At 71.0% G+C, this 21742-nt stretch carries 27 protein-coding genes; 10 read left to right on the top strand and 17 right to left on the bottom strand.

The window, feature by feature from the left end:
• Nucleotides 1-8: 8 nt before the first annotated feature.
• Nucleotides 9-779, bottom strand: coding sequence for a uracil-DNA glycosylase (locus OG242_RS01240; protein WP_405896336.1), 771 nt, complete (start codon nt 777-779; stop codon nt 9-11).
• A gap of 147 nt (nt 780-926) precedes the next feature.
• Here OG242_RS01240 and OG242_RS01235 point away from each other — a divergent pair, with 147 nt between their 5' ends.
• Together OG242_RS01235 and OG242_RS01230 are read left to right on the top strand one after the other, a co-directional pair.
• On the top strand, nt 927-1133 hold the full coding sequence (locus OG242_RS01235) for a DUF2945 domain-containing protein (RefSeq protein WP_405896335.1): 207 nt from the start codon (nt 927-929) through the stop codon (nt 1131-1133).
• Between the two features lie 13 nt (nt 1134-1146).
• Nucleotides 1147-1671: a DUF488 family protein gene (locus OG242_RS01230; RefSeq protein ID WP_405896334.1), complete on the top strand. Its 525-nt coding sequence runs from the start codon at nt 1147-1149 to the stop codon at nt 1669-1671.
• Here OG242_RS01230 and sigJ read toward each other — a convergent pair.
• A complete protein-coding gene (gene sigJ / locus OG242_RS01225; RefSeq protein ID WP_405896333.1) occupies nt 1653-2621 on the bottom strand; it encodes an RNA polymerase sigma factor SigJ in 969 nt (322 codons plus the stop codon). The two genes, OG242_RS01230 and sigJ, sit on opposite strands and share 19 nt — an antisense overlap.
• A 169-nt stretch (nt 2622-2790) precedes the next feature.
• Here sigJ and OG242_RS01220 point away from each other — a divergent pair, with 169 nt between their 5' ends.
• Together OG242_RS01220 and OG242_RS01215 are read left to right on the top strand one after the other, a co-directional pair.
• Nucleotides 2791-4104, top strand: coding sequence for an acetyl-CoA carboxylase biotin carboxylase subunit family protein (locus OG242_RS01220; RefSeq protein WP_405896332.1), 1314 nt, complete (start codon nt 2791-2793; stop codon nt 4102-4104).
• Nucleotides 4105-4139: 35 nt separating this feature from the next.
• Nucleotides 4140-6173: a CocE/NonD family hydrolase gene (locus OG242_RS01215; protein WP_405896331.1), complete on the top strand. Its 2034-nt coding sequence runs from the start codon at nt 4140-4142 to the stop codon at nt 6171-6173.
• An 18-nt stretch (nt 6174-6191) separates the two neighbouring features.
• On the opposite strand, the gene OG242_RS01210 is transcribed toward OG242_RS01215, so the two are convergent.
• The 3 genes from OG242_RS01210 to OG242_RS01200 form a co-directional block, all read right to left on the bottom strand.
• Complete coding sequence (locus OG242_RS01210) at nt 6192-7385, bottom strand: PP2C family protein-serine/threonine phosphatase (RefSeq protein WP_405896330.1); 1194 nt, start codon at nt 7383-7385, stop codon at nt 6192-6194.
• Between the two features lie 186 nt (nt 7386-7571).
• Nucleotides 7572-7925 carry a PRC-barrel domain-containing protein gene (locus OG242_RS01205; protein WP_405896329.1) on the bottom strand — a complete coding sequence of 118 codons (354 nt, stop codon included), beginning with the start codon at nt 7923-7925 and terminating at the stop codon, nt 7572-7574.
• A 47-nt stretch (nt 7926-7972) separates the two neighbouring features.
• Entirely contained in the window at nt 7973-8143 is a 171-nt protein-coding gene (locus OG242_RS01200) for a hypothetical protein (RefSeq protein WP_018550762.1), read from the bottom strand.
• 219 nt (nt 8144-8362) lie between these two features.
• Here OG242_RS01200 and OG242_RS01195 point away from each other — a divergent pair, with 219 nt between their 5' ends.
• Together OG242_RS01195 and OG242_RS01190 are read left to right on the top strand one after the other, a co-directional pair.
• A complete protein-coding gene (locus tag OG242_RS01195; RefSeq protein ID WP_405896328.1) occupies nt 8363-8965 on the top strand; it encodes a flavodoxin family protein in 603 nt (200 codons plus the stop codon).
• 144 nt (nt 8966-9109) lie between these two features.
• A complete protein-coding gene (locus OG242_RS01190; protein WP_405896327.1) occupies nt 9110-9991 on the top strand; it encodes an RNA polymerase sigma factor SigF in 882 nt (293 codons plus the stop codon).
• Nucleotides 9992-10007: 16 nt separating this feature from the next.
• Here the strand turns inward: OG242_RS01190 and OG242_RS01185 are convergent, their stop codons facing one another.
• The 11 genes from OG242_RS01185 to OG242_RS01135 all read right to left on the bottom strand — a co-directional run bounded on the left by OG242_RS01185 (nt 10008) and on the right by OG242_RS01135 (nt 16074).
• Nucleotides 10008-10460, bottom strand: coding sequence for an Asp23/Gls24 family envelope stress response protein (locus tag OG242_RS01185; protein WP_405896326.1), 453 nt, complete (start codon nt 10458-10460; stop codon nt 10008-10010).
• Nucleotides 10461-10603: 143 nt separating this feature from the next.
• Nucleotides 10604-10882 carry a gas vesicle protein K gene (locus OG242_RS01180; RefSeq protein WP_018524464.1) on the bottom strand — a complete coding sequence of 93 codons (279 nt, stop codon included), beginning with the start codon at nt 10880-10882 and terminating at the stop codon, nt 10604-10606.
• Complete coding sequence (locus OG242_RS01175; protein ID WP_405896325.1) at nt 10879-11106, bottom strand: gas vesicle protein; 228 nt, start codon at nt 11104-11106, stop codon at nt 10879-10881. Before OG242_RS01175 ends, OG242_RS01180 begins: the two co-directional genes overlap by 4 nt.
• Nucleotides 11107-11108: 2 nt before the next feature.
• Complete coding sequence (locus OG242_RS01170; RefSeq protein WP_405896324.1) at nt 11109-11906, bottom strand: GvpL/GvpF family gas vesicle protein; 798 nt, start codon at nt 11904-11906, stop codon at nt 11109-11111.
• 19 nt (nt 11907-11925) lie between these two features.
• Nucleotides 11926-12291, bottom strand: a complete 366-nt coding sequence (locus OG242_RS01165) for a gas vesicle protein (protein WP_405896323.1) — start codon at nt 12289-12291, stop codon at nt 11926-11928.
• Nucleotides 12284-13384 (bottom strand): SRPBCC family protein, encoded by a 1101-nt coding sequence (locus tag OG242_RS01160; protein ID WP_405896322.1) that lies wholly within the window; start codon nt 13382-13384, stop codon nt 12284-12286. The genes OG242_RS01165 and OG242_RS01160 overlap by 8 nt, the downstream gene beginning before the upstream one ends.
• A gap of 6 nt (nt 13385-13390) precedes the next feature.
• On the bottom strand, nt 13391-14266 hold the full coding sequence (locus tag OG242_RS01155; RefSeq protein WP_405896321.1) for a histone protein: 876 nt from the start codon (nt 14264-14266) through the stop codon (nt 13391-13393).
• A 7-nt stretch (nt 14267-14273) separates the two neighbouring features.
• Entirely contained in the window at nt 14274-14528 is a 255-nt protein-coding gene (locus OG242_RS01150) for a gas vesicle protein GvpG (RefSeq protein WP_405901479.1), read from the bottom strand.
• 1 nt (nt 14529) lies between these two features.
• Entirely contained in the window at nt 14530-15279 is a 750-nt protein-coding gene (locus OG242_RS01145) for a GvpL/GvpF family gas vesicle protein (protein WP_405896320.1), read from the bottom strand.
• Nucleotides 15280-15282: 3 nt separating this feature from the next.
• Nucleotides 15283-15720 carry a gas vesicle structural protein GvpA gene (locus OG242_RS01140; protein WP_405896319.1) on the bottom strand — a complete coding sequence of 146 codons (438 nt, stop codon included), beginning with the start codon at nt 15718-15720 and terminating at the stop codon, nt 15283-15285.
• Between the two features lie 33 nt (nt 15721-15753).
• On the bottom strand, nt 15754-16074 hold the full coding sequence (locus tag OG242_RS01135; protein WP_405896318.1) for a gas vesicle protein: 321 nt from the start codon (nt 16072-16074) through the stop codon (nt 15754-15756).
• Nucleotides 16075-16199: 125 nt separating this feature from the next.
• Here OG242_RS01135 and OG242_RS01130 point away from each other — a divergent pair, with 125 nt between their 5' ends.
• The 3 genes from OG242_RS01130 (at nt 16200) to OG242_RS01120 (ending at nt 19471) form a co-directional block, all read left to right on the top strand.
• Complete coding sequence (locus OG242_RS01130; RefSeq protein WP_405896317.1) at nt 16200-16877, top strand: TetR/AcrR family transcriptional regulator; 678 nt, start codon at nt 16200-16202, stop codon at nt 16875-16877.
• Nucleotides 16874-18244 carry an MFS transporter gene (locus OG242_RS01125; protein ID WP_405896316.1) on the top strand — a complete coding sequence of 457 codons (1371 nt, stop codon included), beginning with the start codon at nt 16874-16876 and terminating at the stop codon, nt 18242-18244. The genes OG242_RS01130 and OG242_RS01125 overlap by 4 nt, the downstream gene beginning before the upstream one ends.
• A 105-nt stretch (nt 18245-18349) precedes the next feature.
• The gene (locus tag OG242_RS01120; RefSeq protein ID WP_405896315.1) at nt 18350-19471 is read left to right on the top strand and encodes a lipid II:glycine glycyltransferase FemX; all 1122 of its coding nucleotides are present in this window, start codon (nt 18350-18352) and stop codon (nt 19469-19471) included.
• 15 nt (nt 19472-19486) lie between these two features.
• Here OG242_RS01120 and OG242_RS01115 read toward each other — a convergent pair whose 3' ends face one another.
• A complete protein-coding gene (locus tag OG242_RS01115; protein ID WP_405896314.1) occupies nt 19487-21034 on the bottom strand; it encodes an FAD-dependent oxidoreductase in 1548 nt (515 codons plus the stop codon).
• Nucleotides 21035-21206: 172 nt separating this feature from the next.
• On the opposite strand from OG242_RS01115, the gene OG242_RS01110 reads away from it, so the two are divergent.
• Nucleotides 21207-21734, top strand: a complete 528-nt coding sequence (locus OG242_RS01110; protein ID WP_405896313.1) for a hypothetical protein — start codon at nt 21207-21209, stop codon at nt 21732-21734.
• Nucleotides 21735-21742: the final 8 nt, after the last annotated feature.

Below are 21742 nucleotides of genomic sequence, written 5' to 3'. Positions count from 1 at the left end.
CGGCCGGCTCATTCCGGGTCCGGGCGTACGACGGGCAGCCCCGCCGTCTCGGCAGCCTCGGCCAGCACCTCGCGGAGCATCGCCGGAGTGAGCCGGCCGGTGAAGACGTTGCGCTGGCTGACGTGGTAGCAGCCGAACACGGTCAGCGGGTCGTCCGCCCCGTCGGCCGGAGCCAGCACCGTACGGACCCCGTGGCCGAACACCGGCCTGGGCCGCGGTACTCGCCGCCCGGCCCGCTCCAGGGCCGCCAGGGTCGCCTGCCAGCCGAAGCCGCCGAGCACGACGACCGACCGCACCGTGGGCCGCAGCAGCTGGAGCTCCCGGGCCAGCCAGGGGCGGCAGGTGTCCCGCTCGCCGGGCGTGGGGCGGTTGGCGGGCGGCGCGCAGTGCACGGGGGACGTCACCCTGACCCCGTACAGCTCCAGGCCGTCGTCCAGGTCCGTCACCGTGGACCGGGAAGCCAGCCCCAGCTCGTACAGCGTGGCGTACAGGAGGTCGCCGGCCCGGTCGCCGGTGAACATCCGGCCCGTCCGGTTCCCGCCGTGCGCGGCGGGTGCCAGGCCCGTGATCGCCAGGGAGGCGTCGGAGGGCCCGAAACCGGGTACGGGACGTGCCCAGTACTCCCAGTCGCGGAACGCGGGGCGCTTGACGCGGGCGGTCTCCTCCCGCCACTCCACGAGGCGGGGGCAGGCACGGCACCCGACCAGTCGCTCGTCGAGGGCGGCCAGCGTACGGGAGCGGGCAGCCGCCCGTACGGGGTAGTCCTCGGCGGTGCACATGATCGACCCGCTTCCACGTCCTGCCGACGCGTTTCCGGCGGCCCGCCCCCGGTGGCGTCCCGCTCGAAATGAGCGTACCCACGGCGGATGGGACCATGGCGGGTGAAACGGACCCGCTCAGCACGAGAAGAGAAGGGAAGCCGGACCATGAAGGATTTCGCCGTCGGGGACCATGTGCGATGGAACTCCGAAGCCGGACACGTCGAAGGCGTCATCACCGAGAAGCACACGAGCGACGTCGAATTCAAGGGGCGCACCCGGCACTGCAGCAAGGAGGAGCCGCAGTACGAGATCAAGAGCGACAAGACCGGTCACCTCGCCATGCACAAGGGCAGCGCGCTCAAGAAGGCGTGAGGGGGGCGGCGCGGTGAACCGGATCTGCACGGTCGGCCATTCGACACGGGAGTTCGGCGAACTGGTGGACCTGCTGCGCCGCAACGACGTCACCCTGCTGGCCGACGTGCGTTCGTATCCGTCCTCCCGGAAGCTTCCGCAATGGAATCAGCAGAACATCATCGACTCCCTTCCGCCCGAGATCGGGTACCGGTGGCTGCCGAAGCTCGGGGGGAGGCGCCACACGCCGAAAGGCGTGGAGAGCGCGAACGGTGCCTGGCGGGTCAAGGCCTTTCGTGATTACGCCGACTACATGGCGACGGACACCTTCGGGGAAGGGCTGGACGAATTGCTGGCACTCGCCGAGCACGAGCGGCCGGCGATCATGTGCAGCGAGGCCGTGCCGTGGCGCTGCCACCGCCGACTGGTCACCGACGCACTGATCGTCGCGGGCGCCGAGGTCGTCGACATCATGTCCCCCACATCGACGCGGCCCGCGGCCCTGAACAAGGACGCGCGGGTCCGCGACGGCCTGCTGACCTACCCGCCCCACGACTGAGGGCCGCCGCGCCCGGGCCACGGCCGCAGCTTCTCCGGGTTGCGCACCGCCCAGATGCGGTGGACGCGGTCCCCGGCGAGACCGAAAGCGGCCACGGTGACGGTGACCCCGGCGTGCTGGGCGACCAGTCCCGGCCTACCGTTCACCGTCCGCTCCAGCAGCACGAGGCCGGGCACCTTGTCCGCGAAGTGGCAGAGGTACTGGGCGACGCGCTCGCCGCCCTCCACCGGACGCAGCGCCGCACCGGCCAGCCCGCCGCCGTCCGTGATCATCGTCGCCTCGGGGTCCAGGAGGCCGATCAGCGCTTCGATGTCCTTCGCCTCCCAGGCCTCCTTGAACTCCCGGACGAGGACCGCCTGCCCGGCCGCCGGACCCGTTACGGCCCGGGCGTCCCGCAGGCGTCGCCGGGCCGACGCGGCGAGCTGCCGGCAGGCCGGGGCGCTGCGGCCGACGATCTCGGCGATCTCCGCGAAGGGGTACCGGAAGACGTCGTGCAGGATGAACGTCACCCGCTCGGCCGGTGTCATGGACTCGAGTACGACCAGGAAGGCCATGTTCACCGACTCGTCCAGGGTGACCTGGTCCGCCGGGTCCGCCGGTTCGTCCCGCCCGTCGTCGGTGCGGCCGCCGACCCACTCGGAGCGGTCGGGCAGCGGCTCCGGTATCCACTCGCCGACGTAACGCTCCCGCCTGACCCGCGCCGAGCCCAGCACATCGAGGCAGACCCGGCCGGCCACCGTCGTCAGCCACGCGCCGGGCGACGCGACGGCCTCCTGCCGCGCCGGTGACATCGCGTACCAGCGGGCGTACGTCTCCTGTACGGCGTCCTCCGCCTCGGCGACCGAACCGAGCATCCGGTAGGCGAGGTTCATCAGCCGCCGGCGCTCGCCGACGACCGCGCTCAGCTCCGGTTCGGGCCGCTCGTTCCCCGCCTCGGAAGGTGTGCTCATGTGCGTGACCGTCCCTGGTTCTCGCCGTCCGTGTCCCCTGCCGACGGTACCGAGCCCGAGCAGACCCGTGGCCGGCACGGCGGCGGCACGGGCAGGCAGGGGATGGCCGGGCGGCCATTGATCCGGCCGATGCCGGGTACGCGCTGTGGACCCCACGAAAGGACGACGCGTGTCCCCACAGCGCAAGAACATCTTCGTCATCGGCCTCGACGAGGCGAACCTGCCGACCCTGAACGCCGTCCCCGACGCGGACGCCTACCGCTTCCACCCCCTGCTGACCGTCGAGGAGTTGCAGGGGGGCGAGGTGTCGGTCGACGACCTGATGGACCGGGCGCGCGCGGTCCTCGACGCGCACGAGGGCAGCATCGACGCGATCGTAGGCTACTGGGACTTCCCCGTGAGCACCCTCGTCCCGATGCTCGGCCGCGAGTACGGCACCCGCACCACCAGCCTCGAGTCCGTCGTGAAGTGCGAGCACAAGTACTGGAGCCGGCTGGAGCAGCGGAAGGCCGTCGACGCCCTGCCCCACTTCGGCCGGGTCGACCTCGACAGTGACGACCCGCAGCCGCCCGAGGGCGTGAGCTTCCCCATGTGGCTCAAGCCCGCCCTCGCCTACTCCTCGGAACTCGCCTACGGCGTCAAGGACATGGACGAGTTCCGAGCCGCCGTCGAGATCATACGCAAGGGCATCGGCCGGGTCGGCAAGCCCTTCGACGCGGTGCTCGGACTCCTCGATCTGCCCGGGGAGATGGAGGGCGTCGGCGGACAGGTCTGTCTCGCCGAGGAGGCCATGACCGGCATCCAGGTCGCCGTCGAGGGCTACGCGAACAACGGCGAGGTGACCGTCTACGGGGTGCTCGACTCCATCAACTACCCCGACTCGTCCTGCTTCCTGCGCCACCAGTACCCGAGCACCCTTCCTCCGGCGGTGATCCACCAGCTGCACGACGTGAGCGAGCGGACCATCCGGCAGATCGGCATGGACGCGGCGACCTTCAGCATCGAGTACTTCTACGACCCGAAGACCGGCGACGTCAGCCTGCTGGAGATCAACCCGCGGCACTCCCAGTCCCACGCGGAACTCTTCCAGTACGTCGACGGCGTCCCCAACCATCACCGGATGATCCGCCTCGCCCTCGACGAGGACCCCGTGGTGCCCGGCGGCGACGGCCCGTACCGCATGGCCGCCAAGTGGTACTACCGCTGGTTCGGCGAAGGCACCGTACGCGAGGTGCCCACCCCCGAGGAGATCGCCGCCATCGAGCGGGACATACCCGGCGTCCGCATAGATATGGTCCCGTCGGAGGGGCAGAAGCTGTCCAGCGTGCCCGGGCAGGACAGCTACAGCTACGAGATCGCCCACATCTTCACCGGCGCGGACGACGAGGAGGGCCTGCGGCGCAAGTTCGACCAGTGCGTCGCCGCGCTCGGCCTCAGCTTCGACGACACCGAACCGGGCGGCCGCGACGTCAAGGCGTCGTGAACAGGGCCGCGAAGAGGAAGGAACAGAGCACAGGTATGCGACACGTCGACCGGCTGCCGTACGAGGTAAGCCAAGAGGACCCCGTCACCATCACCATGTCGGACGGGGTCCGGCTGTCGGCGAGGATCTGGCGCCCCACGACCTCCGACCGCCAACCGGTCCCGGCGATCCTGGAGGCCGTCCCGTACCGGAAGAACGACCTGACCTCCACCCGCGACGCCATCCACCACCCCTACATCGCGGGCCACGGCTACGCCTGCGTACGCGTGGACCTGCGGGGAACCGGCGAATCCGAGGGCGTCCTGCTCGACGAGTACCTGGAACGGGAACAGCGCGACGCCGAAGAGGTCCTCGCCTGGCTCGCGGCACAGCCCTGGTGTGACGGCAGCACCGGCATGATGGGCATCTCCTGGGGCGGGTTCGCCGCACTCCAGGTCGCCGCCCGCCGCCCGCCGAGCCTGGGCGCCATCGTCATCGCGTCCTTCACGGACGACCGGTACGCGGACGACATGCACTACGTCGGCGGCGCGATGCTCTCCGACAACCTGGCCGAGGCGGGCACCATGTTCGCCTACTCCACCTGCCCGCCCGACCCCGCCGCCGTCGGCGACCGCTGGCGGGACATGTGGCACGAACGGCTGGACTCCGCCCGCCCCTGGGTCCTCGAATGGCTGAGCCACCAGGAACGCGACGACTACTGGCGGCACGCCTCGCTCAGTGAGGACTACCGGGCGCTGCGCTGCCCCGTACTCGCCTCCAGCGGCTGGGCCGACGGCTACTCCAACGCCGTCACGCGTCTCCTGAGCCGCGTCGACGTCCCCCGTAAGGGGCTCATCGGGCCCTGGTCGCACAAGCTGCCCCACCTCGGCGAGCCCGGGCCGGCCATCGGGTACCTCCAGGAGGTCGTCCGGTGGTGGGACCACTGGCTCAAGGGCGTCGAGAACGGCGTCATGGACGGGCCCATGATCCGCGCCTGGATGCAGGAGAGCGTGCCCCCGTCCACCTCCTACCAGGAGCGGCCCGGCCGGTGGGTGGGGGAGCCGAGCTGGCCCTCCCCGCACATAGAGGAGGTGCCCCACCCACTCCGGGACCACCGCATCGTCCGCGGCGACGAGGGGCCGGCCGGGGCGGAGGAACGCGTCCACACCGTTCAATCACCCCTGTCCGTAGGACAGTTCGCCGGCAAGTGGGCCTCGTACAACGCCCCGCCGGATCTGCCCTATGACCAGCGCGAGGAGGACGGCGGCTCGCTGGTCTTCGAGACCGAGCCGCTGGAGGAACGCGTCGAGATCCTCGGCGCCCCCTCGGTGGACCTGCTGGTCTCCTCCTCCCGGGAGACCGGGCAGGTGGCGGTGCGGCTGTCCGACGTGGCACCCGACGGCCGGGCCACCCGGGTCACCTACGGGGTGCTCAACCTCGCCCACCGCTCCGGCGCAGACCGGCCCGAACCCCTGGAGCCCGGCGAGACGTACCCCGTACGGGTTCCCCTCAACGGTGTCGCCCAGGTCTTTCCGGCGGGTCACCGCATCCGGCTCTCGCTCTCCACCTCGTACTGGCCGCTGGTCTGGCCGGCCGCCGCGCCCGCCTGCCTGAGCGTCTACGAGAGCGGCAGCCGCCTCACGCTGCCCGTCCGGCCGGCCGAGGCGCCCGACGGGATGCCCCAGGTGCCGTTCGGCGAGCCGGAGGGGTGCGCGCCCCCCGAGGTCACCCAGCTCACCGAACCCGAACAGGCGTGGACGGTGACGAGGAACCTGGTCGACTACCACTCCGCGCTCGACATCGTGAAGGACCGGGGGCTCCAGCGGTTCGAGGACAACGGCATCGAGGTCGGCCTGCGGGCCTGCGAGAGGTACACCTCCGTCGCGGACGACTTCGACTCGGTCGGCGGCGAGTCCGCCTGGACCATGCGGTTCCGGCGCCCCGGCTGGGACGTACGCGTGGAGACCCGCACCATGCTGACCTCCGACGACACCGCGTTCCACGTGGACGCCACCCTCGACGGCTACGAGGACGGCCGCCGGGTCTTCTCCCGCACCTGGAACGAGAGCGTGCCGCGGGCGAGCCTCTGAGCTCCGGTCCGCCGGGTCCTAGGCTGACGGCGGGCTGGGGCGCCACTCCAGCATCATGATCGTGGCGTCGTCGCTCAGCCGGTCGTGCTGGTAGTCCCGGATGGAGTGGATGAGCTGCCGGAGAGCCTCCGAAGTGGGTTCTCCGGCAGCGGTGGCGCGGATGATCGAGGTCGTGAACCGGTGCAGACCGAACTGGGTGCCGTCCGCCATCCGGGCCTCGGTCACCCCGTCGGTGTACAGCAGAACGCGGTCCCCCGGCTGCAAGGGCACCTCGTGGCGCAATCGCTCCGCTTCGCCGATCACTCCGGGAGTACCCATGGGCGGTTCGCTGGGGCGGTCGAGCGCGTTGTCCAGGACGCGGTCCTCCCGGATGAGCAGCGGCGGTGGGTGGCCGCAGTTGATCCAGCTCAGGATTCCGCTGGACATGTCCAGCTGCAGGGCGATGCCGGTGCAGAACTGGTCGGGCAGCCACTCGGCCAGGACGTCGTCGACCGTCTTGACGAGTTCCCGCAGCCCCGATCCCTTGCGGCGGGCGCTGCGGCAGCCGGCCATGGCGATGGCACTGGTCATCCCGGACGCGAGGTTGTGGCCCATCGCGTCGAGGATCACGGCGTGCAGGGTCGACTCCGTGAGCGAGTGGTCGAAGGCATCGCCGCCGAGCTCGTACGCCGGCTCCAGCACCGCGGTGGACAACGCGCGGCTCTCACCGATCGCGCGCGGTGGCAGCAGGGCACGCACCATCTCGGCGGGCAGCGACATGGTCTCGGTCCTGGTCCGCTGCACGAACCGGTCACTGAACGCGCGCTTCGAGGTGATGGCCATCGCCAGGACGGATGCCAGGCTCTGGCATCGCTCCAGCGTGGTCCTGTCCAGTGCGTCGACCTGGACGCCGATGACCCCCAGCCGCTCCGCCCCGTCCACCAGCGGCAGCCAGACGACCAGCGTCTCGGTGTCCGTCGTCTCGATGCGCAACTCCAGGGAGCGGAAGGCGGAACCTGCCGGGGACGTGTTCACCTGGAGTTGGGCCTCCCCCGAGAGTGGGGAGAGGCACTGCTGCTGAAGGTCGACGATGTAGATCTCGATCCGGCGCAGACCCAGCAGCCCCGCGTACCGGTTGACGAGAGCGGGGATATCGGTCGGTGCCGTGGCGTGCACCTCGGCCATGAACCCGTGCAGCAACCGCTCGCCGTCACTGGTGGGGGAGTAGTTCATGGGGTATCACCCGTCCGGCAGATGTGTGTGCGCACGGGAAAAGCCAACCGCCCGGCCGCCCCCGCCCGCCAGTCGGGGACGCCATTCGGCTGATAGGCCGACCCGGTTCGACAGGACGCACAATAAAAAAAGGAAAGGAGGGCCGACCGGGAATTCCCGGTCGGCCCTCCTTTCACGCCAGGCGTTTCAGGGGCGACGGTGGCCGTGGTAGTAGCCGCCGATCTGCTCGTGATATCCCGGGTCGTCCGTGTGCTTCTCCTTGTCGAACTCGGGAGAGTTCTTGATCTGGTCCTTGGTCAGGCCGACGAAGATCTTGCGCTCGTCCGGGTCGACGCTGCGCACGGTGCCGGCCGGCAGCAGGACGTGCTTGCCGAAAATCCAGACACCGGTATCCACCACGAGGTACGAGGAGTCGACTTCGTCCGAGTGCTTGTCGACCTTGCCGATGCTTCCGTCGGCGGCCTCGACCTTGAAGCCGATCAGGTCGGTACCGGCGGTGTGGCCGGCGGTCGGCTGGTAGCCCCAGATGTTGTCACTCATAAAACGCTCTCCTTCGTCGGATCGGGTTGTCGGATCGGGTGAATCAACTACCAGCGGTACCAGCGGCCACGCTTTCCACCGCCACCCGCCGGGCGTACGACGAAGCCGAGCAGCCACACCACGAGTACGGCGATGGCTATCCACCACAGGGCCTTCAGGGCGAAACCCGCCCCGAAGAGAATGAGTGCAAGCAGAAGAACCAGAATGATCGGAACCATGGGTATCAACCTCCGAAGCATCGGATGCCCCGGCCTCCGCCCTGTATTCCTGCGGAGTTCACGACTTTCTCGGGGGAGGGAGGGAAGGCGATTCCGCACCCCGCTGTGCCGGGCGCACTCCACAGGCAACACCCATAGTGGAAAGGGCGCCGGACCGGGCGTCCGAGGAGCGCCGCTGCCGCGCTTCGCAAAACGACCGCAACACCAGGAGGAGCCCTCATGACCCGAGCACTCGCGCTCGTCTGCACCCTCTCCCCGTCGCCGAAGCCGTCGAGCAGCCAGCTCCTCGCCGACCAGATCATGGCCGAACTCTCGGACCTGAACGTTCGGGGGGAGACAGTGCGGATCGCGGACCACGACGTACGGCCCGGGATCGCCCAGGACATGGGCGACGGGGACGAGTGGCCCGGGCTCCGCGAGAAGGTGATGGCGGCGGACATCCTTCTGCTGGCCACCCCCATCTGGCTCGGGCACCCGTCCAGCCTCTGCCAGCGGGTGCTGGAGCGGCTGAACGCAGACATCTCCGAAACCGACGACGGGGGACGGCAGTTGACCTACGGCAAGGTCGCCATGGTGGCCGTCGTCGGCAACGAGGACGGCGCCCACAAGGTGAGCGCCGACGCCTTCCAGGGCCTCAACGACCTGGGCTTCACCCTGGCGCCCGGGGCGGTGAGCTACTGGGTCGGCGAGGCCCAGCACGGGACCGATTACCAGGACCTGGAGGAGACGCCCGAGGCCGTCAGGTCCACCACCCACTCGATGGCCGTCAACGCCGCGCACCTCGCCCGGGTGCTGGCCGACGCGCCCTACCCTCCGCGCTGACCGCGACCCCCTTCCCACCGTTGCCGCTGCCGCGTCAAGGCGCGGCAGCGGCAGGACCTTTGTCGCACGCGTGTGTGGAACGCATGGCTCCGGGTAGTCGCAGCTTCGCGCATGCGTAAGCAGTCGCTGTCCGACGGAAGGGGAATGATCGCGATGCCGATAACCGAGTCTGTGCAGGTCGCCGAGACCGCAACAGGTGTGCCGGCGGCACTCCCGGAGATCGCCGATCCGCTGAAGGTCGCGCCCAAGGACGCGCGGGCGCTCAGCAAACTGTTCTTCGACCGGTTGCAGACCCTCGAAGAAGGCACGGCGGAGTACCAGTACGCCCGCAACACGCTCATCGAAATGAATCTCACCCTGGTGCACTTCGCGGCCGCCCGCTACCGCAACCGCGGCAACGGCCAGATGGAAGACATCATCCAGGTGGGAACCATCGGGCTGATCAAAGCCATCGACCGCTTCGAACTCAGCCGGGAAGTCGAGTTCACCTCATTCGCGATTCCCTACATCGTCGGTGAGATCAAACGCTTCTTCCGGGACACCACCTGGTCCGTCCACGTGCCGAGGCGGCTCCAGGAACTGCGGGTCACCCTCGCCAAGGCCAAGGAGGAACTGGCCACCACGCTCGGCCGGGAGGCCACGGTCGCCGAACTGGCCGAACGCCTCGGCATCAGCGAGGAAGACGTCATCGAGGGCCTGGTCGCCTCCAACGGCTACACCGCGCACTCGCTCGACGTACCCCTCGACGGTGCGGAGTCCGACAGCCCCAGCGGGGTGAGCCGCACCCACGCGGACATCACCGGCGAGTGCGACCCCGGGATCGAACTGGTCGAGAACCTGCACGCCCTGGCGCCCCTGCTGGAGACGCTGGACGAACGCGAACGCGCCATCGTGCAGATGCGCTTCGGGGAGGAGATGACGCAGTCCCAGATAGGTGAGCGTCTCGGCCTGTCCCAGATGCACGTCTCGCGGCTGATCGCCCGCATACTCGGCAAGCTCCGCGAAGGCATCCTCACCGAAAACTGAGACCCGCCCCAGGAGTTCAGCGGACGCGCGAGTTGCCGGACGTCTCGTCCTCGTCCTCGTCGTCGTCCGAACCCGGCACGTGGACGTCCGTGACATTGATGTTGATCTCGACCACTTCGAGGCCGGTCATCGTCTGGACGGCGTCCGTGACGTTCGTACGGATGTTGCGTGCGGTCTCCACGATGGTGGCGCCGTACTCGACGACGATATCGAGGTCGATGGCGGTCTGCTTCTCGCCGACCTCCACCTTGACTCCCCGCCCCGGGTCGCTGGAGCGGGAGACCCTGTCCTTGACGGCACCGAGTGCTCGCGACGCGCCCTTGCCCACGGAGTAGACGCCGTCGGTCTCGCGTACCGCGATGCCGGCGATCGTCGAGACCACGTTGTCCGCGATGGTCGTCGTCCCTCGCGTGCCGCCCGTCGCGCCGCCTTCGAGCCGGGTGCCGCTGACGCTTTCGTTGGTCGCCATGAGTTCCTCACACGGAAGCTTGTCGGGGAGGGGGCTGGGCGGGCGGAAACCGTTCCGTCGCGTTCCGCCCCCTCTCCACTCTCCTCCGGCTCCCGCGCACCCGCCATTCGGGTGGCCGCCCGCCGGCGGCACATCCCCGTTGCTCAGTCGCGGGGCAGCAGCGTTCCGAGCGGCCCGAGGTCCAGGTTCAGGTCCTCGGGCCGTACGCCGTGCTGCTCGCAGAGCTCCGTCATCCGCTGCTCCAGGAGCATCAGCGTCGTACCGATCTCCTCGGTCTGCTCGTCCGTGAGATCCCCCTCGTCGATGCGCCGGATGGCCTGCCGTTCCATCAGCTGGCGGAGAAGCTCCACCACGGTGAGCACCAGCGTGACGAGGTCCTTGCCCACCTTGTCGCTGTCCAGATCCACCCGCGCGTCCGTCACAACGGCCCCCCGTCCGCCCAGGGCGCGGGCACACGCTCGCTGACCGATGACAGCAGCGCGTGCAGCGACAGCCGCACGAGAGGCACGTCGGCGATCGCGATCACCAGGTCCCCGCTGATCACGACCCCGGTTGCCAGTACCCGGTCCAGCAGATCGACCAGCGGCACCCCGATGGGCCCGCTCAGCGGCTCGGGCTCCTCCCACGGCACGACGGCGCGCTCCACCCCTACACCTCGCCGACGAAGGAGTACGGAACCCACGGCCCCGAAAGCTCGACCTGCGCGCCGGTCCGTTTCCGCAGGTTCTGCGCCAGCCGCGCCAGCTCCGCGGCGCGCTCCTCGGCCACCAGATAGGTGGCGTTGAGCACCTGCGTGCCCCGCTCGTCCGGGACGCCCGCCCGGTGCGGCGGCAGCCTGCGCGAGGCGGTGGCCAGGGCGCCGACGTCCGCGTCCACGGCGTCGGCGACCCGCAGCGCGTCCGTCCGGTGCCGTTCGCGCCGGTCCCGCAGACTCCGCTTCCGGTCCAGGTAGGCCCGGCCAACCCCGGCAGCGGGACCCTGCGAGGTGGCCTCGGCGGACTGCCGGGCCGGTGCGTCGGTCACGTACACCTTCACGCCCCACTCGGAGTGGTTCGCCGTACGCTCCAGCGCGGCGCGGAACCGCTGCGACTCCCGCCCCAGCGCGGCCCGGGCCCGCTGCTCGTCGTGGTACAGCGTGGCCAGTGGCAGGGGCACCGTCGGCCGGCGGGCGGCCACCGCGCACACGACCTCGTGATGCGCCCGGGCGTACCGTTCGAGCTCCGGTTCGTCGGCGAGCCGGGCCTGCCACGCCTCGTCGGTGAAGTCCGCCGCCCTCACCGTCTGCACCACCGCCGCGAGCGCCGGGCCCACGGCCAGCGCGCGCAGCGGACTCTCGCATGTGAGACCCGCCGGGCCGGTGAGGTCCGGCGGTTCGTCGGCGCGGCACACCGCATAGACGTAGACGGCCTCGGCGCCGTCGGCGGGTGCGGGGATGTCCTCGGTCATGTACTCGGTTCTCCTCGGGTCATCTCCGGGACGACGGCTTCGTTTCGGACTCCTGCTGCTCCTGCGCGTCGGACGACCGCGACTCCAAAGCTTCCAGACGGGCGCGCAACTCCCGGTTCTCGTCCTGCAGGGCGTTGCGCGCCGCGTGCGAACTGAGCGCGGGATCGGTCTCCCACCAGTCGATGCCGGCCTTCTTCGCCGTGTCGACGGAGGCGACGAAGAGGCGCAGCCGGATGGTGAGCAGCTCGATGTCCAGCAGGTCGATCTTGATGTCACCGGCGATGACGATGCCCTTGTCCAGGACGCGTTCGAGGATGTCGGCGAGGTTGGTGGTGTGCGGACCGGACGGCGCGTACGCGTCCTGCCGGAAGTCGAGATCAGTCACGCCGGGACCTCCGCCTGCGCCGCCCGGTGGGAGCGGGTTCTTCCTCTTCTTCCTCGTCCTCGTCGTCCTCCTCGGGTTCTTCCTCTTCTTCCTCTTCTTCCTCCGGTTCCTCGTCGTCCGCGTCCTCTTCGTCCCCCTCGTCCTCTTCGTCTCCCTCGTAACCCGCGTCCTCGTCCTCTTCGTCCCCCTCGTAACCCGCGTCCTCGTCGTCCTCCGGCTCCTCCTCGTCGCCCTCGGACTCCTCCTCCTCGGCCACGGCGTCCTCGTGGGAGACGACGACCTCGCCGTCGCGGATCTCGCCGCGCCAGCCGTCGGGCTCCTCGTCGGTGAGCGTGACGTACCGCTGGAAGTGCTTGAAGTCGAGGCGGATGCGGCGTCCCTGGGCGCGCCAGAGGTTGCCCGTCTTCTCAAAGAACCCGGACGGGTAGTACTCGACGACCAGCACGATGCGGGTCAGGTTCGGTGTCAGCTCATGGAAGCTGACGGCGCCTCGCGTGGTGCCCTTGGAGCCCTCCGACGTCCAGACGATGCGTTCGTCGGGGACCTGCTCCTGGACGGTCGCCTTGAAGCTCCGCGAGGACGGACCGATCTTGACCTTCCAGTCGCTCGTGGCCTCGTCCTCCGTCGACACGTCCTGGACGCCCTTGGCGAAGCTGCTGAATCGGTCGTACTGGGTCCAGTAGTCGTACGCGGTACGCAGGGGCACCCCGACGTCGAGCACCTCGACGATGTTCATCGACTTGCCGCCCCCGCTCGACTTGCTCTTGCCCTTGCCGCCACCGAACGCCTCCTTGGCCTTCTCCGTGACGTTGTCCTTCACGCCCTTGGCCTTCTCGGAGACGAACGACTTCAGCGGGGACTCGCCCTGGAGTACGCGGGAGGCCACGGCCGGCAGGGAACCGCCGTTCTCCGCGGAGTCGGTGAGCTGCTGTGCGACGTCCGTCAGCTTGCCGCTCGCCTTGCCCGCGAGGTCCTCCATCTTGGCGCTGAGGAAGCCCGACAGTTCCTCGCGGAGTCTGTCGAGGCCGCCCGGCTCCTGCGTCCCGGACTCGTCCGGCGCGTCGTCGCGCTCGTCCTGATCTGTCCTGGCCATGACTCGCTACCTCCGACGATCGGTGCGCTTGGAAGCCGTCCGCTTGGAAGCGGTCCGCTTGGACGAGGACGACGTCTTCTTGGAGGCGGTCTTCTTCGCCGGAGCGGTCTTCTTGGCCGCGCCCTTCTTCGCGGGCGCCGTCTTCTTGGCCCGGGCCGTCTTCTTCGCGGGCGCGGACTTCTTGGCCGCCGTCTTCTTCGCGGCGGTCTTCTTGGCGGGGGCGGTCTTCTTCGCCGGAGCGGCCTTCTTGGCGGGGGCGGTCTTCTTCGCCGCCTTCTTGGCGGACTTCTTGGCCGGTGCCTTGCCGGCCCCGCCCCTTCCGCCCGACCGCCGACTGGGTGGGGACTCCGGTTCCGGTTCCGGTTCCGGTTCGGGCCCCGGTTCCTCTTCGTCCTCGTCCTCCTCTTCGTCCTCTTCCTCGTCTTCGTCTTCGTCCTCGTCCCAGGGCTCCTCCTCGTCCTCGTACTGGGCGTCTTCGCCCTGAGGCTCCTCTTCGTCCTCGCCGTCCTCGCCGTCCTCGTCCTCGTAGTCGGAGTCCTCGTCCTCGTACGTGTCGTCGTCGCGCGGACCCTCGACGAGACGGGCGGTGCGGTCGCCGATCGCGTCGGCCAGCGACGCCATGCCGCGGTTGGCCGCCGCCGTCACGGCCTTGCGGCCCGCGTCCATGACCTCACCCCGCAGCTGCTCCTGGAGCTCTGCGACCTGAGGGACCCCGCCGAGGCGGCGCATCCCCTCGGTGGCGAGCTGGCGGGGTTCGAGCCCGAACCGCCTGCCCGCCAGGTACGTCGCGACGGTCAGGGCCATCCGGCCCTTCTTGGTCCTGCCCAGCACGTAGCCGCCGACCACCGCGGCTGCGAGCGCTACCTTGGCCTCGTCATCCATGAGCACGTCACCTTCGATCGCTTGCCACTCGGTCCGCCCGAACGGCGTGCAGCCGGTCGAGCAGTCGCTCCTCTTCCCGTTCGAATTCCTCGATCGTGATGTCTCCCGCCTCCAACTCCTGGTTGATTACGGCCAGTTGCGTGCGCAGCACGTGAGGGTCGTGCAGCTCGCGCTCGGCGGCGTCCTGGAGCTTCTCCGCCACCCAGACCACCCCCCGGACGGGTGCGACGGGCAGGGTGAGCAGGCCCGTGATCAGGCCCATCTCAGCCACCGCCAACGGGCACCGGGCGGGCCTCGGCGGCGACGAAGCTGTAGCACGGCAGGGGCCCGGCGAGCCGGAGCTCCACATGGCTGCGGTTGTCGCTCGCGAACCGGTGCGCCTCGGCCAGGAACGCGTCACCGGCATCGCGCTCGACCAGGAACGACACGTTGAGGGCGCACCCCTGGACCTCCGGGCCCGCCGCCACCGCCCGCGCCCTCGGCGTCAGCTCCCGCAGGACCCGCCGCCCGGCGTCGGAGGCCCGGCGCGCGAGGGCGGCGGCCACCGCCTCGCCCAGCCGCAGACTGGCCTCGTAACCCGGACGCCGGCGCGCGGCATCCCGCAGCTTGCGCACGGTGCCTTCCTCGGCGACTACATCGGCGAGCGCGTCCTCGGCCGCCAGCGCCTTGAGGTTGATCTCGTGGCAGCCCGCGAGCCGCTTCAGGGCCGCCGCGTGCCCGGTCTCGCCGGTGGCCAGCTGCCGCAGCACGACGTCCTCGCCGGGCGCGACCATTCCGAACCGCATCGGCAGCACGGGGCCCTCGTCCATGAGGCGCATCAGCAGGTCCTGGTGGGCGAGCAGATCGCGGCGGCGCGCCCGGAGATCCGGGGGAGCGTCGCTGACCACGGCCGCCAGCCGGCCCTGCCGGACGGACCGCAGACGGGCGGGCGGGCTGCCCACACCGCCCTGCCCCTCAGGGAGGGCGGTGCCAGCCCGGGTGATCGCGTAGACGTATACACCCTCGGCCGTCACGGCTCAGGCCTCCACGCGGCGGCGCCGGCTCTCGCTGCTGCGTGCCGGGGCGCGCCGCTTCTTCGGCCGCTCCTCCGGCTCCTCGTCGTCACCGCCGACCGCCTTGCGTACGGTGTCGCCCACCGACTCCGCCGCCCTGCGCACCTTCCGCTTGCCGATCGACTTGGCGGCACCGCCGCCGATCAGTTCCGGAACCGTGGTGCTGCCGGAGTCCCGCTCCAGGTCGAGCCGGTTGCACGCCTCGGCGAACCGCAGATACGTATCCACGCTCGCCACGACGATGCGCGCGTCTATCTTGAGGATCTCGATGCCGACCAGGGAGACCCTGATGAACACATCGATCACCATGCCCCGGTCGAGGATCAGCTCCAGGACGTCGTACAGGGTGCCGGCGCGCGGCGGGCAGGCGACGACTTCGTCGGAGTAGGTGGTCGCGGTCATGGAATGTCCTTCCGGCAGGGGAGTGGGCGCCGCTCACTCGTCGGCGGCGCCCCGGCGGTACCGGCGGACCCTGCGGTATTCCAGGAGCTCACCGGACCGGTCCAGCTGCACCTCGTAGGAGGCGAGGAGGCTCGTGGTGTCCGGGATCCGGGGCACTTCGAGAACGTCCACGACGACGCACCAGCCGTCGTCGGTGCGCCGGACCGCCGACACGCCCTCCGCGTGGTGGTCGATGAGACCCTCCAGGCTCTTGCAGGCAGCGCGGGCCGCGTGCTCGGGGCCCCGTGCGGACGGGGCGCGACGAGTGGTCGCCGTTTTCGTGGTTCCGGCCTGGGAGCGCCGCTGATCTGCCATGGCACCCAGTCTGCTCACTCTCACCGGCCCCGCATCTTGGGCGAGGGCATTGGGGCGTGTGCCGCGCGGTGCCGTGGAGACCGACTCGGTAGACAGTGTCTACTGTCTCCTGGTAGACACTGTCTATGGATCACTCGAACTCCTTGCGGGAGCGCCTGATCGACGCAGGCGTCGACCTCGTCATGACCGAGGGCTCGGGCTCGCTCGGCCTCCGCGAGATCGCCCGGCGCGCCGGGGTGTCCCACGGGGCCCCGCGCCGCTATTTCCCGACGCACCAGTCCCTGCTCTCCGCCATCGCCCGGCGGGGCTTCGCCGGCCTCTCGGCCCGGCTGACGGCGGCGACGGCCGGCGCGCAGACCCCGCGCGCCCGGCTGCGGGCCCTCGCCGACGCGTTCCTGGAGTACGCGGGGGAGCACGGCGGCATGTTCGAGCTGATGTTCCGCCACGACCTGCTCGACAGTGAGGCCCATGCGGGTGACGCGGAGCCGGGCGCGGGCCTCGGGGCGCCGGCCCCGCCACGTCTGCGCGACTCGACGCTCCCCCTGTTCGCGCAGCTCGTAGAGCTCGTCGCCAGGGACCGGGCCCACCACAGGGCACGGGGCGCAGGCCCCTCGTACGAGTCCGCCCCGCCGCCGGCCGTGACCGCGGCGGCCCTGTGGACCAACCTGCACGGCATCGCCGTACTCCGGGCGAGCGGCGCCCTCCCTCTGGCCCTGCACACCACGCTGCCCGAGCGCACCGACGAGCCGGACCCGCTGGTCACGGCGGTGCTCGACGCCCACCTCGGGCGGGTGCACCCGTGACGACCACCGCTGTGCGGCCCCGCGCCGCCCTTGCGGCCTCCGTGGCGGGCGCGATGATCGTCGCCCTGGACGGCACGGTGCTGCTCGTCGCACAGCCGGATCTGCGACGCGATCTCGGGGCGGGCGTCACCCAGGTCCAGTGGACGAGCACCGGCTACCTGCTCGCGGTCGCCGCCCTCCTCGTCGTCGCCGGGCGGCTGGGGGACCGGTACGGGCACCGGCGGCTGCTGTGCGTCGGCGCGCTCGGCTTCGGCGCCGCGTCGGCGGGCATCGGGCTCGCCCAGGGCATCGGCTGGGTCATCGCTCTGCGCGCCGCCCAGGGCGTGTTCGGCGCGCTCCTGCAACCGGCGACACTCGCCCTGCTCAGACTGGTGTACCCGGCCGACCGGCTCGGCGCGGCCGTCGCCCTGCGTACCAGCGCGATCGGGGTGCCCGCCGCGGCGGGCCCGGTGCTGGGGGGACTGCTCGTCACGCACTGGGGGTGGCGCGCCGTGTTCCTGATCAACATCCCGGCCGCCCTCGCCATCGCCGCCCTCACCCTCGCCGTACGCGTCCCCGACGTGCCGCGCGCCGCGTTCCGCCGGTTCGACCTCGCCGCCGGTGCCCTGCTGGCCGCCGCGCTCGCCGTCCTCGTCCACACCCTGGCCGGCATCCCGGACGAGGGGTGGACCGGTGCCCGGACCGGGCTCGGGCTGCTGCTGAGCCTGCTGCTCGGGGCGGCGCTCATCGCGTACGAACGCCGCAGCGCCCAGCCGGTCGTGCCCCCGGCGGTGACGCGCTCGGTGCCCGTGAAGGCCTCGATGGCGTTGCTGCTCACCACCTCCGGCGGGTTGTTCGGCGCGCTGTTCGTCGTCACCTTCTTCCTGCAGCAAGGGCTCGGCCTCGACCCACTCGCCTGCGGGCTGCGGTGCCTGCCCCTGACCCTGCTCATGATCGCCGGAGCGCCGGCGGCCTCGGCCGCCCTCGCCCGCTACGGGCCGCGCCGCACCGCGATCACGGGCCAGATATGCGTCGTCGTCGCCGTCCTCGGCCTCTCCCGGCTGTCCCCGGCGGCCTCCTGGGCCGAGACCAGCACGGTCTTCGCCGTACTGGGCGCGGGCTTCACCGCCGTCATGGTCACCGCCACCGGCACGGTCGTCGGGGACGCGCCGCCCGGATACGCGGGGGTGGTCGGGGGCCTCAAGCAGACCGCCGTGAACGTGGGCCCGACGCTCGGCATCGCCGTGGCCGCCGGGCTGATGCCTCTCACCGCACCGGCGCAATCACCCCTCGCCGTTTCGGGGCCCGTCATGGGCCAGGCGCTGCCGGCGGTGGCGGCCCTCGCCGCGCTCGGCCTGATACCGGCGTCACTGCTGCCCCGGCGCTGACGCGGCAGTACCTCGCCCGAACACCGTGGCCCGCTCGCGTCGTGGGCGGCGACGAGCGCCCTTACGCTGCCAGAGGATCACGACCCGTGGACGAGGAGCAGACCGATGGACCTCCGCCTGAGGACGATCAGCCGGGACGAGCACACGGCGTTCGTCGAGAGCCTGCCGTCGGCGAGCCACATGCAGGTCCCGTCCTGGGGCGAGGTGAAACCCGACTGGCGGGCCGAGAGCCTCGGCTGGTTCGACGAGACCGGCCGCATCACCGGAACCGCCCTGGTCCTCCACCGGCCGCTGCCCAAGCTGAAGCGCTCCCTCGCCTACCTGCCCGAGGGCCCGGTCATCGACTGGTACGACGACGACCTCGGCCGGTGGCTCACTCCGCTCCTCGAACACCTCAAGGGCCAGGGCGCGTTCAGCGTGAAGATGGGCCCGCCCGTCGTGGCCCGCCGCTGGGACGCGGCCACCGTGAAGGAAGCCGTCGCCGACCCTGACGCGCACCGGCTCGGCGAGGTCGAGCCGACGGAGCAGGACCCCCGCGCCTTCGCGCTGATGGACCGGCTGCGGACGATGGGCTGGCAGCAGTCCGGCGGCGACAGCGAAGAGGGATTCGCCGCCGGCCAGCCGCGTTACGTCTTCCAGCTCCCTCTCGCGGACCGCTCACCGGACGAGATCCTCAGCGGCTTCAACCAGCTGTGGCGCCGCAACATCAAGAAGGCGGACAAGGCCGGCGTCAAGGTCGTCCAGGGCGACTACGCCGACCTCGACACCTTCTACGCCCTCTACACCGAGACCGCCGAGCGCGACCAATTCATCCCCCGCCCCCTGGCGTACTTCCAGCGCATGTGGAAGGCGCTCACCGCCGAACACCCCGACCGGATGCGGCTCTACCTCGCGGCGCACGACGGGGAGGTGCTGGCCGCGGCCACCATGCTCACCGTCGGCGGCCACGTCTGGTACTCGTACGGTGCCTCCACCAGCCGCAGGCGCGAGGTCCAGCCCAACAACGCCATCCAGTGGCAGATGATCCGCGACGCCCACGCCCGGGGCGCGCACGTCTACGACTTCCGGGGCACCACCGACACGCTCGACGAGAGCAACCACCTGCTCGGCCTGCTCCGCTTCAAGGTCGGCACCGGCGGGCAGGCCGCGGAGTACGTCGGCGAGTGGGACTACCCCCTCAACAAGATCCTGCACAAGGCGTTCCACCTGTACATGGCCCGGCGGTAGCGCTTCCCGCGGGCGTCACCCCTCGCCCGGGTCCAGCACCTCCAGCGGCCGGACCGCCGGCCCCTGGAGCACCGTGCCGTCGACGGCGAACCGCGAACCGTGGCACGGGCACTCCCACGCCGTCTCCGCCTCGTTGAACGCCACCAGGCACCCCAGATGCGTACACCGCGCCGACACCGCACGCACAGTGCCGTCCTGCTCCCGGTACACCGCGCAGCGACGGCCCCTCACCCGGACCACCGCCCCCTGGCCCGGCGGAACCTGGCTCACCGAGTCCAGGTGGCTCACGCCCAGCCGGTCGCCGACGAAGTGCTTCGCCACCTCCGCCTGAGCGCCCAGCAGCGACCCCGCCTCGCGCACCGCGCTCCCCAGCCGCCGGGGGTCGTACAGCTCCGCCCACGGCAGCGCCGGGGTCCCCTCGGAGATGAGCGAGGTCAGCAGACGGCCGGCGAGCACCCCACCGGTCATGCCCCAGCCGCCGAAACCGGTCGCCACATAGGTGTGCCGGGCCCCGATGTGGAAGGGCCCGATGAGCGGCACCGTATCGCTGGGATCGTTGTCCTGCGCCGCCCACCGGTACGCCGTCGGACCCACCGCGAACCGCTGGTGCATCCAGTCGTCCAGCCGCCGGAACCCCTCCGCGGGATCCCCGGTGCCCGGCGTGAAACTCTCCCCGGTCACGATCAGCAGGCGCCGCTCCTCGTCGAGCGGGGTGGAGCGCACCGAGCGCTTCCCCTCGTCCTCGGTGATGTACATGCCCTTCGGCGCACGGTCCGCCGCGATGGGCGCCGCGACGACCAGCTCCCGCCGGGGCGACAGCCGGGCGAACAGCATCGCGCGGTCGAAGACCGGGTAGTGCGTGGCCACGACCACGTCCCGGGCCGTCACGGTTTGCCCCGACTCGCTGGTCACCCGGCACGGTGTGCCCTCCGAGAGACCGGTGACCCGGCTGCGTTCGAAGATGCGGCCACCGCGCGCCACCAGGTCCTCCGCCAGCGCCAGCAGGTACTTGCGCGGATGGAACTGGGCCTGCCCCTCGGCCCGGACCGCACCGGCGACCTCGAACGGCAGCTCTGTCCCGGAGACGTACGCGACATCGAGACCCGCCTCGGCGGCGGCGCGCGCCTCCGCCTCGATCAACGGGCGGGACGCCGGCACGGCCGCATAGCTGTACGCGCTCACCCGCTCCAGGTCGCACGCGATCCGCAGCTCCTCGACGATGTCGGCCACCCGGTCCACCGCGTCCTGCTGCGACGCCGCGTACAGCCGGGTGGCGTCCGTGCCCCTGGTCCTCCGCAGCCGGTCGTACACCAGGGACTGCAGCGCGGAGACCTTGGCCGTGGTGTAGCCGGTGACCCCGGAGGCGATGCGGTCCGCCTCCAGCACCACGACGTTCCGCCCCGTCCGGCTGAGCTCCCACGCCGTGCTGAGGCCCGCGATGCCGCCGCCGATCACGACGACGTCCGCATCCGTGTCCGAGGCCAGTCGTGGGTGGTCCGGCGCCTCGGTGGTGTCCATCCAGAAGGACTCGTCCAGCCCCGGAAGGGGGCGGGGGTGGGTCATGGTGTGCTCTCCCAATCGTTCCGGGCCGACGGGCCCGCTGCTTCCTGGTCCTGACTTCGGCGGGTGCGGGCCCATGACGCACACCACGGCCGGAACGTGCCCTGCGTCATACGGGGCGCGCGGGACGGCGCAGTAGTCTGCACGGCGATCCAGCTCCCGAGGGGACGCCCCGATGCCCGCAGACCTTTCCCCGCTCATCGCCGCCACCACCCAGTGGCTGACGCGCGCGTTCCCCGCCGGCGGAGGCCCGCTCACCGCCGCCCTGGCCGAGGCGCAGGCCCGCCAGGCCGTCACCGTCGCCGCCTGGCTGCGCTACCCCACGGACGTGGACGCCGCGCTGGTGCTCCTGACCGGCCCCGGCGGATCGGCCCGTCTCGACGCGGTCACCGGCGCCCACGCACACATGGCGGCCGGCCCGCAGGACACGACCTGGCGCAGCTGGGTGGACGAGGTCGTCGCCAGCTGGGCGGCCCACCTGCTCACCGCACCCGACGCGGCGCGGGACGCGGTGCAGGCGCTCGAACACAGCGAGCACACCGCGGCCGGCCCCGCCGAGTTCCGCCGCCTGACCGAACCGAACGCGCACGACCTGGCGGCCACCGCGCTGCTGCGCCACCCCGATCTGCTGGAGCCGATAGCCCGCCTGCACCACGCGGACCTGCTCGACCGCCTGCGCCTCGGCCCGGCCCGCGCCTGCTGAGCAACCGG

This window comes from Streptomyces sp. NBC_00727, from assembly GCF_045161745.1.
In the GTDB taxonomy this organism is placed as follows: domain Bacteria; phylum Actinomycetota; class Actinomycetes; order Streptomycetales; family Streptomycetaceae; genus Streptomyces.
The sequence above is the reverse complement of the archived record's forward strand: the minus strand, read 5'-3'. Positions and strand labels throughout refer to the sequence as shown.

What these genes read in the sequence shown, in the direction of transcription:
- OG242_RS01240 (WP_405896336.1), bottom strand. Translation starts at nt 779, where the DNA reads ATGTGCACCGCCGAGGACTACCCCGTACGGGCGGCTGCCCGCTCCCGT.
- OG242_RS01235 (WP_405896335.1), top strand. Translation starts at nt 927, where the DNA reads ATGAAGGATTTCGCCGTCGGGGACCATGTGCGATGGAACTCCGAAGCC.
- sigJ (WP_405896333.1), bottom strand. Translation starts at nt 2,621, where the DNA reads ATGAGCACACCTTCCGAGGCGGGGAACGAGCGGCCCGAACCGGAGCTG.
- OG242_RS01215 (WP_405896331.1), top strand. Translation starts at nt 4,140, where the DNA reads ATGCGACACGTCGACCGGCTGCCGTACGAGGTAAGCCAAGAGGACCCC.
- OG242_RS01210 (WP_405896330.1), bottom strand. Translation starts at nt 7,385, where the DNA reads ATGAACTACTCCCCCACCAGTGACGGCGAGCGGTTGCTGCACGGGTTC.
- OG242_RS01205 (WP_405896329.1), bottom strand. Translation starts at nt 7,925, where the DNA reads ATGAGTGACAACATCTGGGGCTACCAGCCGACCGCCGGCCACACCGCC.
- OG242_RS01200 (WP_018550762.1), bottom strand. Translation starts at nt 8,143, where the DNA reads ATGGTTCCGATCATTCTGGTTCTTCTGCTTGCACTCATTCTCTTCGGG.
- OG242_RS01195 (WP_405896328.1), top strand. Translation starts at nt 8,363, where the DNA reads ATGACCCGAGCACTCGCGCTCGTCTGCACCCTCTCCCCGTCGCCGAAG.
- OG242_RS01190 (WP_405896327.1), top strand. Translation starts at nt 9,110, where the DNA reads ATGATCGCGATGCCGATAACCGAGTCTGTGCAGGTCGCCGAGACCGCA.
- OG242_RS01185 (WP_405896326.1), bottom strand. Translation starts at nt 10,460, where the DNA reads ATGGCGACCAACGAAAGCGTCAGCGGCACCCGGCTCGAAGGCGGCGCG.
- OG242_RS01170 (WP_405896324.1), bottom strand. Translation starts at nt 11,906, where the DNA reads ATGACCGAGGACATCCCCGCACCCGCCGACGGCGCCGAGGCCGTCTAC.
- OG242_RS01160 (WP_405896322.1), bottom strand. Translation starts at nt 13,384, where the DNA reads ATGGCCAGGACAGATCAGGACGAGCGCGACGACGCGCCGGACGAGTCC.
- OG242_RS01155 (WP_405896321.1), bottom strand. Translation starts at nt 14,266, where the DNA reads ATGGATGACGAGGCCAAGGTAGCGCTCGCAGCCGCGGTGGTCGGCGGC.
- OG242_RS01150 (WP_405901479.1), bottom strand. Translation starts at nt 14,528, where the DNA reads ATGGGCCTGATCACGGGCCTGCTCACCCTGCCCGTCGCACCCGTCCGG.
- OG242_RS01140 (WP_405896319.1), bottom strand. Translation starts at nt 15,720, where the DNA reads ATGACCGCGACCACCTACTCCGACGAAGTCGTCGCCTGCCCGCCGCGC.
- OG242_RS01135 (WP_405896318.1), bottom strand. Translation starts at nt 16,074, where the DNA reads ATGGCAGATCAGCGGCGCTCCCAGGCCGGAACCACGAAAACGGCGACC.
- OG242_RS01130 (WP_405896317.1), top strand. Translation starts at nt 16,200, where the DNA reads ATGGATCACTCGAACTCCTTGCGGGAGCGCCTGATCGACGCAGGCGTC.
- OG242_RS01120 (WP_405896315.1), top strand. Translation starts at nt 18,350, where the DNA reads ATGGACCTCCGCCTGAGGACGATCAGCCGGGACGAGCACACGGCGTTC.
- OG242_RS01115 (WP_405896314.1), bottom strand. Translation starts at nt 21,034, where the DNA reads ATGACCCACCCCCGCCCCCTTCCGGGGCTGGACGAGTCCTTCTGGATG.
- OG242_RS01110 (WP_405896313.1), top strand. Translation starts at nt 21,207, where the DNA reads ATGCCCGCAGACCTTTCCCCGCTCATCGCCGCCACCACCCAGTGGCTG.